This window comes from Pseudoduganella sp. OTU4001 (assembly GCF_038440195.1).
GTDB lineage: Bacteria > Pseudomonadota > Gammaproteobacteria > Burkholderiales > Burkholderiaceae_D > Rugamonas.
This window is the reverse complement of sequence record NZ_JASATG010000062.1, coordinates 1-12,475: the sequence shown is the minus strand read 5'-3', so window position 1 is coordinate 12,475 and position 12,475 is coordinate 1. Positions and strand designations below refer to the sequence as shown.

At 64.7% G+C, this 12,475-nt stretch carries 11 protein-coding genes; 3 read left to right on the top strand and 8 right to left on the bottom strand.

The genetic code is table 11. The features are described 5' to 3' along the window. Positions 1–215: 215 nt before the first annotated feature. A complete protein-coding gene (locus tag AAHE99_RS26375; RefSeq protein ID WP_342120923.1) occupies positions 216–1,424 on the top strand; it encodes a sensor histidine kinase in 1,209 nt (402 codons plus the stop codon). Here the strand turns inward: AAHE99_RS26375 and AAHE99_RS26370 are convergent. Genes AAHE99_RS26370 through AAHE99_RS26335 form a run of 8 tightly spaced genes read right to left on the bottom strand, consistent with a single transcriptional unit; the run spans position 1,387 to position 9,509 of the window. After that, the gene (locus AAHE99_RS26370; protein WP_342120921.1) at positions 1,387–2,652 is read right to left on the bottom strand and encodes an EAL domain-containing response regulator; all 1,266 of its coding nucleotides are present in this window, start codon (positions 2,650–2,652) and stop codon (positions 1,387–1,389) included. The genes AAHE99_RS26375 and AAHE99_RS26370 overlap by 38 nt on opposite strands. Continuing rightward, positions 2,639–3,748 (bottom strand): protein-glutamate methylesterase/protein-glutamine glutaminase, encoded by a 1,110-nt coding sequence (locus AAHE99_RS26365; RefSeq protein ID WP_342120919.1) that lies wholly within the window; start codon positions 3,746–3,748, stop codon positions 2,639–2,641. Before AAHE99_RS26365 ends, AAHE99_RS26370 begins: the two co-directional genes overlap by 14 nt. Continuing rightward, on the bottom strand, positions 3,745–4,233 hold the full coding sequence (locus AAHE99_RS26360) for a chemotaxis protein CheD (protein ID WP_342120918.1): 489 nt from the start codon (positions 4,231–4,233) through the stop codon (positions 3,745–3,747). The genes AAHE99_RS26365 and AAHE99_RS26360 overlap by 4 nt, the downstream gene beginning before the upstream one ends. A gap of 1 nt (position 4,234) precedes the next feature. Next, positions 4,235–5,047 (bottom strand): CheR family methyltransferase, encoded by an 813-nt coding sequence (locus AAHE99_RS26355; RefSeq protein ID WP_342120917.1) that lies wholly within the window; start codon positions 5,045–5,047, stop codon positions 4,235–4,237. After that, entirely contained in the window at positions 5,035–5,517 is a 483-nt protein-coding gene (locus AAHE99_RS26350; RefSeq protein WP_342120916.1) for a chemotaxis protein CheW, read from the bottom strand. The genes AAHE99_RS26355 and AAHE99_RS26350 overlap by 13 nt, the downstream gene beginning before the upstream one ends. A 7-nt stretch (positions 5,518–5,524) precedes the next feature. After that, the gene (locus AAHE99_RS26345; protein WP_342120915.1) at positions 5,525–7,144 is read right to left on the bottom strand and encodes a methyl-accepting chemotaxis protein; all 1,620 of its coding nucleotides are present in this window, start codon (positions 7,142–7,144) and stop codon (positions 5,525–5,527) included. 10 nt (positions 7,145–7,154) lie between these two features. After that, entirely contained in the window at positions 7,155–9,221 is a 2,067-nt protein-coding gene (locus tag AAHE99_RS26340; RefSeq protein WP_342120914.1) for a chemotaxis protein CheA, read from the bottom strand. Positions 9,222–9,233: 12 nt separating this feature from the next. Next, positions 9,234–9,509, bottom strand: a complete 276-nt coding sequence (locus AAHE99_RS26335; RefSeq protein ID WP_342120913.1) for an STAS domain-containing protein — start codon at positions 9,507–9,509, stop codon at positions 9,234–9,236. 187 nt (positions 9,510–9,696) lie between these two features. Here AAHE99_RS26335 and AAHE99_RS26330 point away from each other — a divergent pair, with 187 nt between their 5' ends. Together AAHE99_RS26330 and AAHE99_RS26325 are read left to right on the top strand one after the other, a co-directional pair. Continuing rightward, positions 9,697–11,214 (top strand): M20/M25/M40 family metallo-hydrolase, encoded by a 1,518-nt coding sequence (locus tag AAHE99_RS26330; protein WP_342120912.1) that lies wholly within the window; start codon positions 9,697–9,699, stop codon positions 11,212–11,214. A gap of 112 nt (positions 11,215–11,326) precedes the next feature. Then, entirely contained in the window at positions 11,327–12,406 is a 1,080-nt protein-coding gene (locus AAHE99_RS26325) for a S41 family peptidase (protein ID WP_342120911.1), read from the top strand. Positions 12,407–12,475 lie beyond the last annotated feature (69 nt).

The following is a 12,475-nucleotide window of genomic DNA, read 5'->3' as shown; positions in this document are numbered from 1 at the left end:
CAACTGTTGATTTTTAAAGATCGCTGCGTTATTTTTGACAAAGCGTTGTGTTTGTCAGCAGCAGAGAAGCGAGATTATGCGGTACAGCGTGCAACTCGTCAACCTCTCGTTTTTCTCGTTTCGCTCTGCTGTTTTGTCAGCGTTGCGTTGCGAGGGACAGAACTATAGCAAGCCGCCAGCACTTCCGCAAGGGCGGCACGTGAAAAAGGTTTGGGATGCCAACTGAGCAAGTTCGACTCCGCCCACCGACCGTCCTGGTTGTCGATGATTCGCCAACCCTGCTGCTCGCCCTGCTCGACCATTTGAGCCGCCATGGTTTCCTGGTGGTATTGGCGCATGACGCACGCGAAGGCATGATGCGGGCGGCGCTGGCCGAGCCGGACCTGATCCTGCTCGATATCGTGATGCCGGGCCTGGATGGTTTCGAGGCATGCCGCCGCCTGAAGGCCGACGCCGGCACGCGCGACGTACCGGTCATCTTCATGACCGGCCTGAGCGACGCCAAGCAGATTGTCAGCGGTTTTGCCGTGGGCGGCGTCGATTACATCACCAAGCCGTTCCAGGTTGAGGAAGTCCTGGCCCGCATCAATACCCACATCGCCTTGCGCCGCGCCAACAGCGAATTGAAACAAGCCTATGAGTCGCTGGCCCGCGCGCAGGAGGACCTGGTGCACCAGGAGAAGCTGGCCGCCTTGGGCGCCCTGGTCGCGGGTATTGCGCATGAGTTGAATACGCCGATCGGCAACAGCCTGATGGTCGCCAGCACCTTCGACGCCCAGACCGGGGAAATGCGCGAGCATTTCAGCAAAGGCGAGACCTTGCGCCGCTCCGAACTGGTGTCCTACCTGGATAACGCCTGCACCACCACCGAGATCCTGATGCGCAACCTGCAGCGCGCCGCCGACATGGTCACCAACTTCAAGCAGGTGGCGGTGGACCAGACCAGCACCCAGCGCCGCACCTTCCTGCTGTCCGAAGTCGTGGCGGGCAATGTGCTGACGCTGATGCCGTCGATTAAACGCACCCCGTTCGAGGTGGTGCAAACCATTCCGGTCGAACTGATGATGGACAGCTACCCCGGCCCGCTTGGGCAGGTCATTGCCAATCTTGTCAACAATGCCATCATGCACGCCTTCGATGGCCGCTGCGAAGGCAAGGTGGAACTGGTGGCGGAGTATGAGAAGTCGGACTGGATCGCACTGCACGTGCGCGACAACGGCAACGGCATCAGCAACGCCAACCAGGAGCGTATTTTCGATCCCTTCTTCACCACCAAGATGGGGGTGGGCGGCTCAGGCCTGGGCCTGCACATCGTCCACAGCATCGTGAGCGACATCCTGGGCGGCCGCATTTCGGTCCGCAGCGAAGAAGGCAGCGGGACCTGCTTTACGCTGTCCCTGCCGATGGAGGCGCCACGTCACTGAGGCGGTTTGCCGCGCAGTTGCGCAAGCGCTGGCGACTGTCTTTGAACCAGGCGACGAAGTCGCCGGCCCGCATCGGGTCGCCAACCAGCGGTCCCTGGCCCGAGCTGCAGCCCAATTCCCGCATCATGGCCCAGTCTTCGACCCGCTCGATGCCGTCGGCGCACACCGGTACGCCCAGTTGGCCGGCCATGGCCAGCAACCCGTCCAGCAAGGGCCGGCGATGGCTGCGCTGTGCCGCTTCGTGGACAAACAAGGGGTCGATGGTGATCTCCGACAACGGGAAGCAGGCAAATTCGCGCGTGGCCGCTTCGTAGCGGCCGCAGTGCACGGCGCCGATGCCGAAGCCGCGCAGGCTGATGCGGCCGATGTTATGCAGCGCGTCCGCGGCGCACTCCGCCACCACCGCCTCGCTGATCTCCCAGCACACGCTGGTCGGCTTGACGTCGTGCGCCTGGATGCCGGATACCAGCCGTCCCAGCTCACCCAGGTCGGACAGCAGCTCGCCCGGCAGGGACAAATACAACTTGATGGACGACAGGCCCATCTCCTGCCAGCTGTGCAGGTCGGCCGCAGCCTGCTTGACCAGCGCCAGCGCGATCGAGCCGGCCAGCCCGTTGTTGCCGGCCAGCGCCGGCAAGATGTCAGCGATATCCAGCAGCCCGTGGACCGGGTGCAGCCAGCGCCCCTGCACTGCGATACCCAGCAGGCGGCCGCTATCGAGCGCGACACGCGGCGCATACAAGGGGAGGAACTGGCCGGCCTCCAGCCCCGCCTCGACTTCGGCAATACTCACGCTGCCCGAGGTATCGGCCTGCTCCAGGTCGGCCAGCGCCAGCATCGGCGCTTCGTGCAGCAAGGCTTGCAGCGCTTCCAGCCGCACCGGTTTGGAAATCGTCGCCAGCAGGCGCATGGCGCAACCGGCCGGCAGGCTGCGCGCGGCTTCCTGCAAGCGGGGCTGGTTGGCCGAAGCGGCAATCAGGTTGGCCGCCGTGCGGCGCTTGGCCAGCTGCTGGATCAGCTCCACGCCGTCCATGCCTGGCATATCCAGGTCGGTCAGCACCAGGTCGACCGCGGCGCCATGCTGCTCCAGCGTACGCAGCGCATTGATGCCGTCGTTCGCCGCCAGCACGGTGCCAAAGCCGATCTGGCGCAGCAAGCCGACGACGTGCTCGCGCTGGACGGTGCTGTCCTCGACGATCAGGGCGGTGCTTGCGCTAAAGTCCTTCATTGCTCCTCCATTCGATACTGCCATATTGCAGTATTTCGCGGCTGATTGCATCCAGCCCCACACTGCGCTCCGCCGCGCCGCGCTTGACCGCTTCGCGCGGCATGCCGTACACCACGCAGCTTTGCTCGTCCTGCGCCAGGGTGCGGGCGCCGGCCTGGCGCATTTCCAGCAGCCCGACCGCGCCGTCATCGCCCATGCCCGTCATGATAATGCCGAGTGCACTGGCGCCGGCGCATTTGGCCACGGAGCGGAACAGCACATCGACCGACGGCCGGTGGCGGTTCACCAGCGGCCCTTCGACCACCTCCACGAAATACTGGCCGGGGCCGCGCCGCAGCAGCATATGGCGGCCGCCAGGTGCAATCAGGGCCTGGCCCGGCAGCACGGGATCGTTATTGCGCGCTTCCCTGACGGTGATCTGGCACAAGCCGTTCAGGCGCTCGGCAAAGGCTGCAGTGAACTGCTCCGGCATATGCTGCACGATCACGATGCCCGGTGCACCGGGCGGCAGCTCCGTGAGTACGCGTTCCAGCGCCTGGGTGCCGCCGGTGGAGGTGCCCAGCGCAACCACCTTGCCGCTGCCGCGCGCCGGCGCTTCTGCCGCGCCGACCGGCGGCAGGATGGCGTCGGCGGTGAGCTTGGCGCCCGGCGGAGGCCTTCCAGCCACCGGCAGCGCCGGCGGCATTGGCTGCAGCCTGGCCTGGGCGGCGCTGCGTACGGCGGCAACCAGCTCGTCGCAGCCGTCGTGCAGCGACTGGCGCAGGTCGAGCCTCGGTTTGCAGACCACCGCCACCGCGCCGGCGGCCAGCGCCTCCATCGAGGTGCGCGTGCTCTTGTCGGTCAGCGAGGAGCAGATCACGACCGGGGTCGGGCGTTCGGCCATGATCTTGCGCAGGAAGGTGATGCCGTCCATGCGCGGCATTTCAACGTCCAGCACCACCACGTCCGGCCACTGCAGGCGCATGCGCTCGCTGGCCAGGATCGGGTCGGCCACGGCATAGGTCACCTGCATGTCCGGCTCCCGGCCCAGCAGGCCGCTCAGCACCTGCCGCACCACCGCAGAATCATCCACCACCATGACCTTGATCTGCTTCATGCCGTCCCTTTTTCACCCTGGCGCACCCAGACGTCGCCGGTGGATACGTCGAACAGGATATGCCGGTGCCCGATACCGAACAGGCTTTCCGATACCAGCGGGACGCCATACTCGGCCAGCAGCTTTTCGGCCGCCAGCCCGTTGCGGTGGCCGATGCCGGGAGAGGTGTTGGCTTCGATGGCTGGAAACATGGTGCCGCCGCCGAACACCTTGGCTTCGCACTCGCGTATGCGCACGCCGCGCTCCTTCAGCTGCTGCACCATCAGCGCCATGGCGTCGCGGCCATAGCGGCCGCTCAGGTCCTGCCCGGCCTCCCCCTCGCGCTCGGACAGCAGGAAGTGCGACATGGCGCCGATCTTCAGGCGCGGGTGCCACAGGGTGATTGAAACGCAGGAGCCGAGCACGGTGCGGATGCGGTAGCGCGCATCGCCAACGAAGTATTCGCCGGGCAGCAGGTAGACTTCGGTAATGGCGCCGGCTTCCATCTCATTCCTTGCGATAGATGGCGGGCGAGACACCGCGCAAGGGTAGACCCATATCGTGCAGGCTCTCGGAATGGCCAATATACAGGTAGCCACCAGGGCGCAGGTATTCGAGCACGCGCTGCACCACCCGGCACTTGGTTTCCAGGTCAAAGTAGATCAGCACATTGCGCAGGAACACCACGTCGAAGCGCTCCAGCGCCGGCAGGCGCGCAGCGTTCAGGTTGATCTGCGCGAAGTCCACGCATTCCCGCAGCACACGCGACACCAGCAGCGTGCCGTCTTCGGCGTCGATGCCTTTCAGGCAGAAGCGCCGCAGATAGTCCTGCGGCACATGGGTGGCGCGCGCCATCGGGTAGTGGCCGCTGCGCGCCGTTTCCAGCACGCGGGCGCTGATGTCGGAGGCCAGCACTTCCCAGCTTTGCGGCGGCAGCAGGTCGGCCAGCAGCATGGCGATCGAATAGGGCTCTTCACCCGTGGAGCAGGCCGCACTCCAGACGCGGAACATGGCGGCGCCCGGCTTGCGCTCTTTCAGCAGCCCACGCAGGTGCTCGAAATGCCGCGCTTCGCGGAAGAAGTAGGTTTCGTTGGTGGTCAGCAGGTCGATCGCGATCTGCGTCTCTTCGGGCGCTCTGCCGCTGGCGATCAGCTGGAAGTAGGAACCGTAGCTGTCGAACTGCAGTTGGTGCAGGCGCTTGGCCAGGCGGCCGGAGACCAGCGGCTTCTTGGCGTCGGACAGCGAGATCCCGGCCGCTTCGTGGATGAAGCGCTGGAACTGCACAAACTCGCGGTCCGTCAAAGGCGTTACGGGGTGCATGAATCACCTTCCACTGCCAGCGCAACGATTTCCGGCACGTTCAATACTGCCTCCAAGTTGATGATAATCACAAACTTGCCGTGCACTTTGCCGATGCCGGTAATGAAATCGTTGCGCAGCCCGGCGCCGAAGCTGGGCGGCGGCTCGATCTGCGCGGCATCGATGTCCAGCACCGCGTTGACGGCGTCGACCAGCAATCCCAGCACCTGCTGCTCCGGCGGCTGCCCCATCTCCGCGATGACGATACAGCTGCGCCGCCCGATGATGCTGGCGCCGCGCCCGAACCGGCTGGCCAGGTCCAGCACCGGCACCACGGCGCCGCGCAGGTTGATCACGCCGCGCACGCAGGGCGGCATCATCGGCACGTCGGTGATGCCACCGTACTCGATGATCTCGCGCACCGCGAGTATGCCGAGCGCGAAGGTCTCGTCGCCCAGGCGGAAACTGAGGTATTGCTGTTCGGCGTCCATGAGTCCCTCAGAAGCGGGTGAAGTTGCTTTCATCCAGTTGCGGCACGCGCGACAGGCGGCGGTGCGTGGCGCGCGGGCCAGCCTTCAGCGGTTCGACGGTGCGCGCCGGCGGCGCATCGTCCCGCGCGACGCGGAAGTAGCGTACCAGCTGCTGCAATTCCTCGGCCTGGCTGCTCATCTCCTCCGCGGTGGAGGCCAGCTCCTCGGCGCCGGCCGCATTTTGCTGCGTGGCCTGGCTCAGCTGCCCTATCGCCATATTGATCTGGCTGACGCCGGACGACTGCTCCGCCGACGCAGCCGTGATTTCCTGCACCAGGCGCGAAGTCTGCTGGATGGCCGGCACCATCGCATCGAGCAGGCTGCCGGCGCGTTCAGCGGTTTGCACACTGCCGCTAGCCAGGTCGCCGATTTCCTGCGCCGCCACCTGGCTGCGCTCGGCCAGTTTACGCACTTCGGCTGCCACCACCGCGAAACCTTTGCCATGCTCGCCGGCACGCGCCGCTTCAATGGCGGCATTCAGCGCCAGCAGGTTGGTCTGGTACGCGATGTCGTCGATGATCATGATCTTCTTCGCGATATCGCGCATGGCGGTCACCGTACTGCGCACCGCCTCGCCGCTTTCCCCGGCCTCGCCGGCCGCTTTGGCGGCCGTGTTGTCGGTTACGTGCGCATTCTCGGTATTCTGGCTGATCGAAGCGCTCATCTGCTCGACCGAGGCGCTGGTTTCTTCGACGCTGGCCGCCTGCTGGCTGGCCGCCTGCGACAGCGATTGCGCCGTGGCGCTGACCTGCTCCGAAGCCGCCGCCAGCGCCAGCGCGCCGTTGCTTACCTCCGACGTCACGCTGGCGAGCTTCTCCACCATGCTCTTCATCGAGGCCAGCAGGCTGCCCTTGTCGCCCTTCTTCAACTCGATCTGCACCGTCAGGTTGCCCTGCGCGACTTCCTGCACGATGCCGGCGGCGTAATCGGGTTCGCCGCCCAGTTGGTGCAGCAGGTTGCGGATCATCCACAGCGACAGCAGCACGCCAGCCAACAGCCCGCCCCCCAGCAGGAAACCGTTGGTGCGCATGGTTTGCGCCGTCTGCGCGGTGGCCGACTCATATTCCTCGCGCGCCACCCGCTCCTGCAACTCAATCAGCTTGGCCATCGCTCCCAGCACCACGCGGAACTGCTGGTCGGCTGCGCGCGCCGCCTCCAGTGCCTCCTTATGCTTGCCGGAGCGCGCCTTCTGCACGATGCCGCTTCGGATGTCCTGCCAGCTGTTCCACGCCACCGTGTATTGCGCCGCCAGCTGCTGTTCCTCCGGCGTCAGGGTGGTCGCCATGTACGAGCTCCAGTTCTTGCGGATTAGGTCCTGGTGCGAGGCATCGCCCTGCTGCGCCGCCTCGGCTTCCGGAATCGTGGCGGCAGCGGCGGTCATCACCATGCGGTGGCGCGTGCGCAGCATGTATTCGTTGACCCGGCTCAGGTAGATCAGCGCCACCGTACGGTCTTCATAAGTGGTCTTCAAGCGCGCATTGCTGAACTCCATGCCGCGCATGCCGGCGTAGCCAATGCCCGCCATCATCAGCACCAGCACGGCTACCAGCAAGCCAAGCCGCATCCCCACTGTCAGTTTTCTCAGCATCGTTTCGCTCCTAAGCCGCCAGGTTGCCGGCCGGCCGCGCTTGCAGTTGCTTCAGCAAGGCCGGTATATCAATGATCAAAGCCACATCGCCGCTGCCCAATACGGTGGATCCGCTCAGGCAGGTAATTCCGCCGAATACAGGGCTGAGCGGCTTGATCACCGCCTGGCACTGTCCCTGCAAACTATCCACCACCAGGCCGGCGCGCTGGCCGGCATGGCGCACTACCAGCACGCTCTCGCGCCGCGGCGCCGCACCGTGCAGGCGGAACAGGTCGCGCAGGGCGACCGTGGGCAGGACTTCGCCGCGCAGGTCGACAAAGCCGCGCCTCCCTTCGCGCTCGTACTCCACGCATTCTTCAATGGTGCCCAGCGGGATGGCGAAGTGCGATGCGCCGACCGTGACCAGCATGCAGTCCATGATGGCCAGGGTCAGCGGCAAGCGCACCCGCACCGTGGTGCCGCGCCCCGCTTCGCTGACGATGGAAATGCTGCCGCGCAGTGCTTCGATATGGCGCTTTACCACGTCCATCCCGACACCGCGCCCCGACAGGCTGGTCACCTGCCCGGCGGTCGAGAATCCGGGCTCGAACAGCAAGGCAAACAGTTCGCTGTCGCCGGGCTTGTGCTCCGGGTCGAGCAGGCCGCGCTCGATGGCGCAGGCAATGATCCGTTCGCGCTGCAGGCCGCCGCCGTCGTCGCCCACTTCGATCATGATGCTGCCCGAATCGTGGTAGGCGTTCAGCGTGACCGTGCCCTGCTCCGGTTTGCCGCGCTGGCGCCGCAGCTCGGCCGCTTCGATGCCGTGGTCGATGGCGTTGCGCACCAGGTGGGTCAGCGGCTCGCCGATGCGCTCGACCATGGTCTTGTCCAGCTCCACGTCCTCGCCGCTCAGCACCAGCCGGATATCCTTGCCGATTTCACGCGCCACGTCATGCACCACCCGCTGGAAGCGGTTGAAGGTGGCGCCGATCTTCACCATGCGCAGCTGCAGGGCGCTGTCGCGCACTTGCTCGACCAGTTCACGGAGCACCCCGGCGCTGTCCTGCAGGTCCGCATCCTTGTGGCGGCCGGCCAGCATCTGGGTGCGCGCACTGGCAATGATCAATTCGCCGACCAGGTTGATCAACTGGCCCAGCCGGTCGGCATCGACGCGGATGGTGCGGCTTTCGCTGGCGCGCGTGGCCACCGTTGCAGCAGCGCCTTCAGGTTCGGGTCCCTGCTGCTGCGTTGCGGGCGGCGCGTAGTGCGGCGGCGCGATGGCAGCCAGGCCGCTGGCCTTCAGCACTGCGGCAATCGCCGCGCCGTGCAGCGGCATGGCGTCGGCCAGGCGCTGGTAGTCCTCGTCGCTGCTGCCGGGCGGCAGCAAGTGCAGCGTGCATTCTTCATGCAGGAACTCAAACACCTTGCTGATATCGTCCGCATCGGCAATGGTCTCCAGCACGATGGCAAAACCAAGGTAGCAGCTTTGCGGGTCCATCTGCGCGGGCGGCGGGATGCCCTCGTCAACCGTCGCCAACGCCGCGATGCGGCCCAGGCGGCCCAGGTAGACGATGAAAGAAGCGGGATCCATGCCCTGCCGGAAAACGTCGCGGCCGAACTCCAGCGCCAACAGCCAGCAGGCAGCGCCCGGCGCCTCGCCCAGCGGGGCTTGCAGCAGGCGGCTCTCCGGCAGCACGTCCGCCAGGCCGGGTTGCGGCGCCAGGTAGGCATGCAATGCCTCCAGCTGCGGGCGGCAACGCTCGCCCAGATCGCCCAGGCCGCCTTGCTCGACGTCGCGCACCATGGCCCCGATCTGGTCCGCGCAGACCAGCAGCAGCGCCACCAGCTCCTGGTCCAGCGCCTGCGCGCCGTTGCGTACTTCTTCCAGCACGCTTTCCACGGCATGGGTGAACAGCACGATGTAGTCCAGCGCGAACAGGCCGGCGGTGCCCTTGATGGTGTGCGCAGCGCGAAAAATCGCGTTGACCGCATCTTCGTGCGCGGCCGGGTCGCCAAGATGCAGCAACCCCGCCTCCATTTCAGCCAGCAACTCCCCCGCCTCGGTGACAAACGCCTGCAAGCCTTCGTCCAGGTCCATGGGAATGCCTTCTTAATGAATGCGCAGCAGGTCGAATAAGGCTGCGACGGCGTGGCTGTGCGCCACCAGCCGCAATTCCTTCCGGCTGGCTTGCGCCGCGCGCCGTGCCATCAGCAGCAGCTGGATGCCGGCCGTATCGATTTCCGTCACCCCTGCCAGGTCCACCTCCAGCGCCTGCGACTGCGCCAGGCGCGCCAGGATCACATCCTTCATTTCCTGCACGCGCCGGATCGTCAGGTCTCCCTCGATAAAGAGCATGTTCGGCGGCTGGGTAGGCGATAGGCTCATGCACCCAATCGTATGCCGACGCCAGATGGCTTGCAAGCACGGTGTGCGCACTTGCAAAGCGGGCAAAGATGCCAAAAAACTACAGTCCTAATCGAGACATAATCGTGCGCAACCAACATTCTGCTAAGATTTTTGACAAATGCACCCGCCCCGGGTGCATTTTTTTTTGCCCATATAAGGAGATGACATGAAGGGAATTACCCCCGCAATACTGGTTGCAGGAATGTTCGCCGCCTGCGCGGCAAATGCTGCGCCAAGCACCTGGATTACCCTTGGCGATGCCGCCTATGCCAAGCTGAAAGCCGCAGCACCGCATGCGCTTGCGAAGCAGAGCAAGCAAGGCCAGGGCAAAGAGAAAGTCCACCTGGTGCAGGTCGATGAAGCGACGATGCTGAAGCTGTCGGCCGCGATCCATAAGGAATTGAAGCGCTGCGGCGGTTTCATCGCGCACGCCAGCGAGGAGGAAGGTCGCCTGGCACTGGCGAAGGCCAGCGCCGTGCAGCCGCTCGCGCTGGCGGCGAGCCGCCCGAGCTACGCCATCGATAACCAGACGGCGGTGAACGGCGTGCTGCCAGGCCTGCAGGCGTCGAATATCGCCCAGACCATCATCGACCTGTCGAACTTCGCCAACCGCTACTACCGCACCACCAATGGCGCCAACGCGTCCAGCTGGCTGGCGCAGAAATGGACCACCATGGCGGCCGGCCGCAGCGATATCAGCGTGACCCAGTTCACCCACGCCGGCTACAACCAGAAATCCGTGATCATGACCATCAACGGCACCGACAACGCCTCGGAAGTGCTGGTCATCGGCGGCCACCTGGACACCATCAATATGAGCGGCAATGGCGAGACTTCGCGTTCGCCCGGCGCCGACGATGACGCCTCCGGCATCGCCAGCCTGACCGAAGCAGCGCGCGCCATGATCGCCGCCGGCTACAAGCCGCGCCGCACCATCAAGTTCATCGGCTACGCGGCGGAAGAAGCGGGCCTGCTCGGATCCAAGGATATCGCAGCCAATTTCAAGGCCAACAACGTCAACGTAGTCGGCGTGCTGCAGCTGGACATGACCAACTACCGAGGCTCGGCCAAGGATATCTGGATCTACACCGACTACACCGACAGCCAGCAAAACAGCTTCCTGGCCTCGCTGATTTCGACTTACACGCCGGCGGTCACGGTTGGCTACAGCGCCTGCGGCTATGCCTGTTCGGACCACGCATCCTGGCAGAACCAGGGCTATCCGTCGTCCTTCCCGTTTGAAACGCTGGATGGCGAGGACAACCCCCACATCCATACCGCCAACGATACCTACGCCAACTCCGGCAACCAGGCCGACCATGCGCTCAAGTTCGCGCAGCTGGCTACCGCATATGCAGTGGAACTTGGCAGCGATGGTCCCGGCATCACCGACACCGTGCAGACTTTCAGCGGCAGCCTGGCCCTCAACCAGAAAGCCAACTTCGGCCCGTTCAAGGCCGGCGTAGGCACCTTCAAGGCCGAAGTCACCGGCACCGGCGACGCCGACCTCTATGTACGCAAAGGCCTGGCGCCCACCACCAGCAGCTACACCTGCAAGTCGGATGGCTCCACTTCCACCGAAACCTGCAGCGTCAGCATCACCGCCAATGGCGATGTTTACGTCATGCTGAATGGCTACAAGGCGTCGACCTATAACCTGAAGGTCACCTACCGCCCGCAATAATCCCGCCAGCCAGGCTGCCATTCCCGGGGCCTGGCTATCTCAAAAATAATTTACATAAGCGCTTATGTTAACTGTTATGATTATTCTATTCATCCCCCCAGAAAGGAAAATAATGAAAACAGTAGCCGCCCTCCTCATCGCCGCCAGCTGCCTGGCAGGCCAGGCCATGGCCCAGGCGCCCATGCAGCGCAACCAGGCCGATATGGTGGTCGCCGCCGCCGCGCGCGACCAGCTGATCGACCAGCTGGTAAAAACCCTGAACGCCAACTACGTCTTCCCGGACAAGGCGAAGCTGATTGAAAAGACGCTGCGCGCGCGCCAGGCCAGCGGCGCGTACAAGAACATCAGCAGCGCGGCCAAACTGGCCGAAACCCTGACTGCCGACATCCGCTCGGTCAACAACGACAAACACCTGATGGTTGGCTATAGCGAACACCCCCTGCCGGAAGATATGGGCAGCGGCGCGCAATCGGCCGCCGACCGCGCCGAAGAAATTGCGGCCCTGAAGACCATGAACTTCGGGATCGAACGCATCGAGCGGCTGCCATTCAATATCGGCTATCTCGACTACCGCATCTTCGGCCACAAGGACGCCAGCGCACCCGCGATTGCGGCCGCCATGACCCTGCTGGCCAATACCGACGCGGTCATCATTGACCTGCGCAAGAACGGCGGCGGCGAACCGGAGACCGTCGCCCTGATGGCCAGCTACCTGCTCGACCAGCCCGTGCACCTCAGCGACATCGAGTACCGCAAGGGCAAGCGCGTCGACCATTTCTGGACCAGCGATAAAGTCGATGGCGCGCGCCTGGGCGGCAAGAAGGAGGTCTACATCCTGACCAGCGAACATACCTTCTCCGCAGCCGAAGATCTGAGCTACGCACTAAAGCATCTCAAGCGCGCGAAAATCGTCGGCGAGAACACCGCCGGCGGCGCCCATCCAGGCGATATGGAACGCCTGTCGGCACACTTCCACGCCTTCATCCCGAACGGACGCACGGTCAGCAAGATCACCAACGGCGGCAACTGGGAAGGCAGCGGCATTGCACCGGATATCGCGGCGCCAGCCGATCACGCCCTGGCGGCAGCGCAGCAGGCAATCCTCGCCGGCATGATTGAAAAGGAAGCCAACAAGGGCCGTGCGGCGCGCATGCAGGCCCGCAGCGCGGCGCTGCAGGCAGAACGAAAATAGCCGTCGGCACGGCGCATGCGTCTTCTACACTGGACGCATGCACCCACAGGAAATCGGGCGCGCAATGCA

Excerpts from the sequence above, each read along its gene's own strand:
- AAHE99_RS26365 (WP_342120919.1), bottom strand. The coding sequence starts at position 3,748 with ATGAAGCAGATCAAGGTCATGGTGGTGGATGATTCTGCGGTGGTGCGG.
- AAHE99_RS26370 (WP_342120921.1), bottom strand. The coding sequence starts at position 2,652 with ATGAAGGACTTTAGCGCAAGCACCGCCCTGATCGTCGAGGACAGCACC.
- AAHE99_RS26335 (WP_342120913.1), bottom strand. The coding sequence starts at position 9,509 with ATGAGCCTATCGCCTACCCAGCCGCCGAACATGCTCTTTATCGAGGGA.
- AAHE99_RS26340 (WP_342120914.1), bottom strand. The coding sequence starts at position 9,221 with ATGGACCTGGACGAAGGCTTGCAGGCGTTTGTCACCGAGGCGGGGGAG.
- AAHE99_RS26355 (WP_342120917.1), bottom strand. The coding sequence starts at position 5,047 with ATGCACCCCGTAACGCCTTTGACGGACCGCGAGTTTGTGCAGTTCCAG.
- AAHE99_RS26360 (WP_342120918.1), bottom strand. The coding sequence starts at position 4,233 with ATGGAAGCCGGCGCCATTACCGAAGTCTACCTGCTGCCCGGCGAATAC.
- AAHE99_RS26345 (WP_342120915.1), bottom strand. The coding sequence starts at position 7,144 with ATGCTGAGAAAACTGACAGTGGGGATGCGGCTTGGCTTGCTGGTAGCC.
- AAHE99_RS26325 (WP_342120911.1), top strand. The coding sequence starts at position 11,327 with ATGAAAACAGTAGCCGCCCTCCTCATCGCCGCCAGCTGCCTGGCAGGC.
- AAHE99_RS26350 (WP_342120916.1), bottom strand. The coding sequence starts at position 5,517 with ATGGACGCCGAACAGCAATACCTCAGTTTCCGCCTGGGCGACGAGACC.
- AAHE99_RS26375 (WP_342120923.1), top strand. The coding sequence starts at position 216 with ATGCCAACTGAGCAAGTTCGACTCCGCCCACCGACCGTCCTGGTTGTC.
- AAHE99_RS26330 (WP_342120912.1), top strand. The coding sequence starts at position 9,697 with ATGAAGGGAATTACCCCCGCAATACTGGTTGCAGGAATGTTCGCCGCC.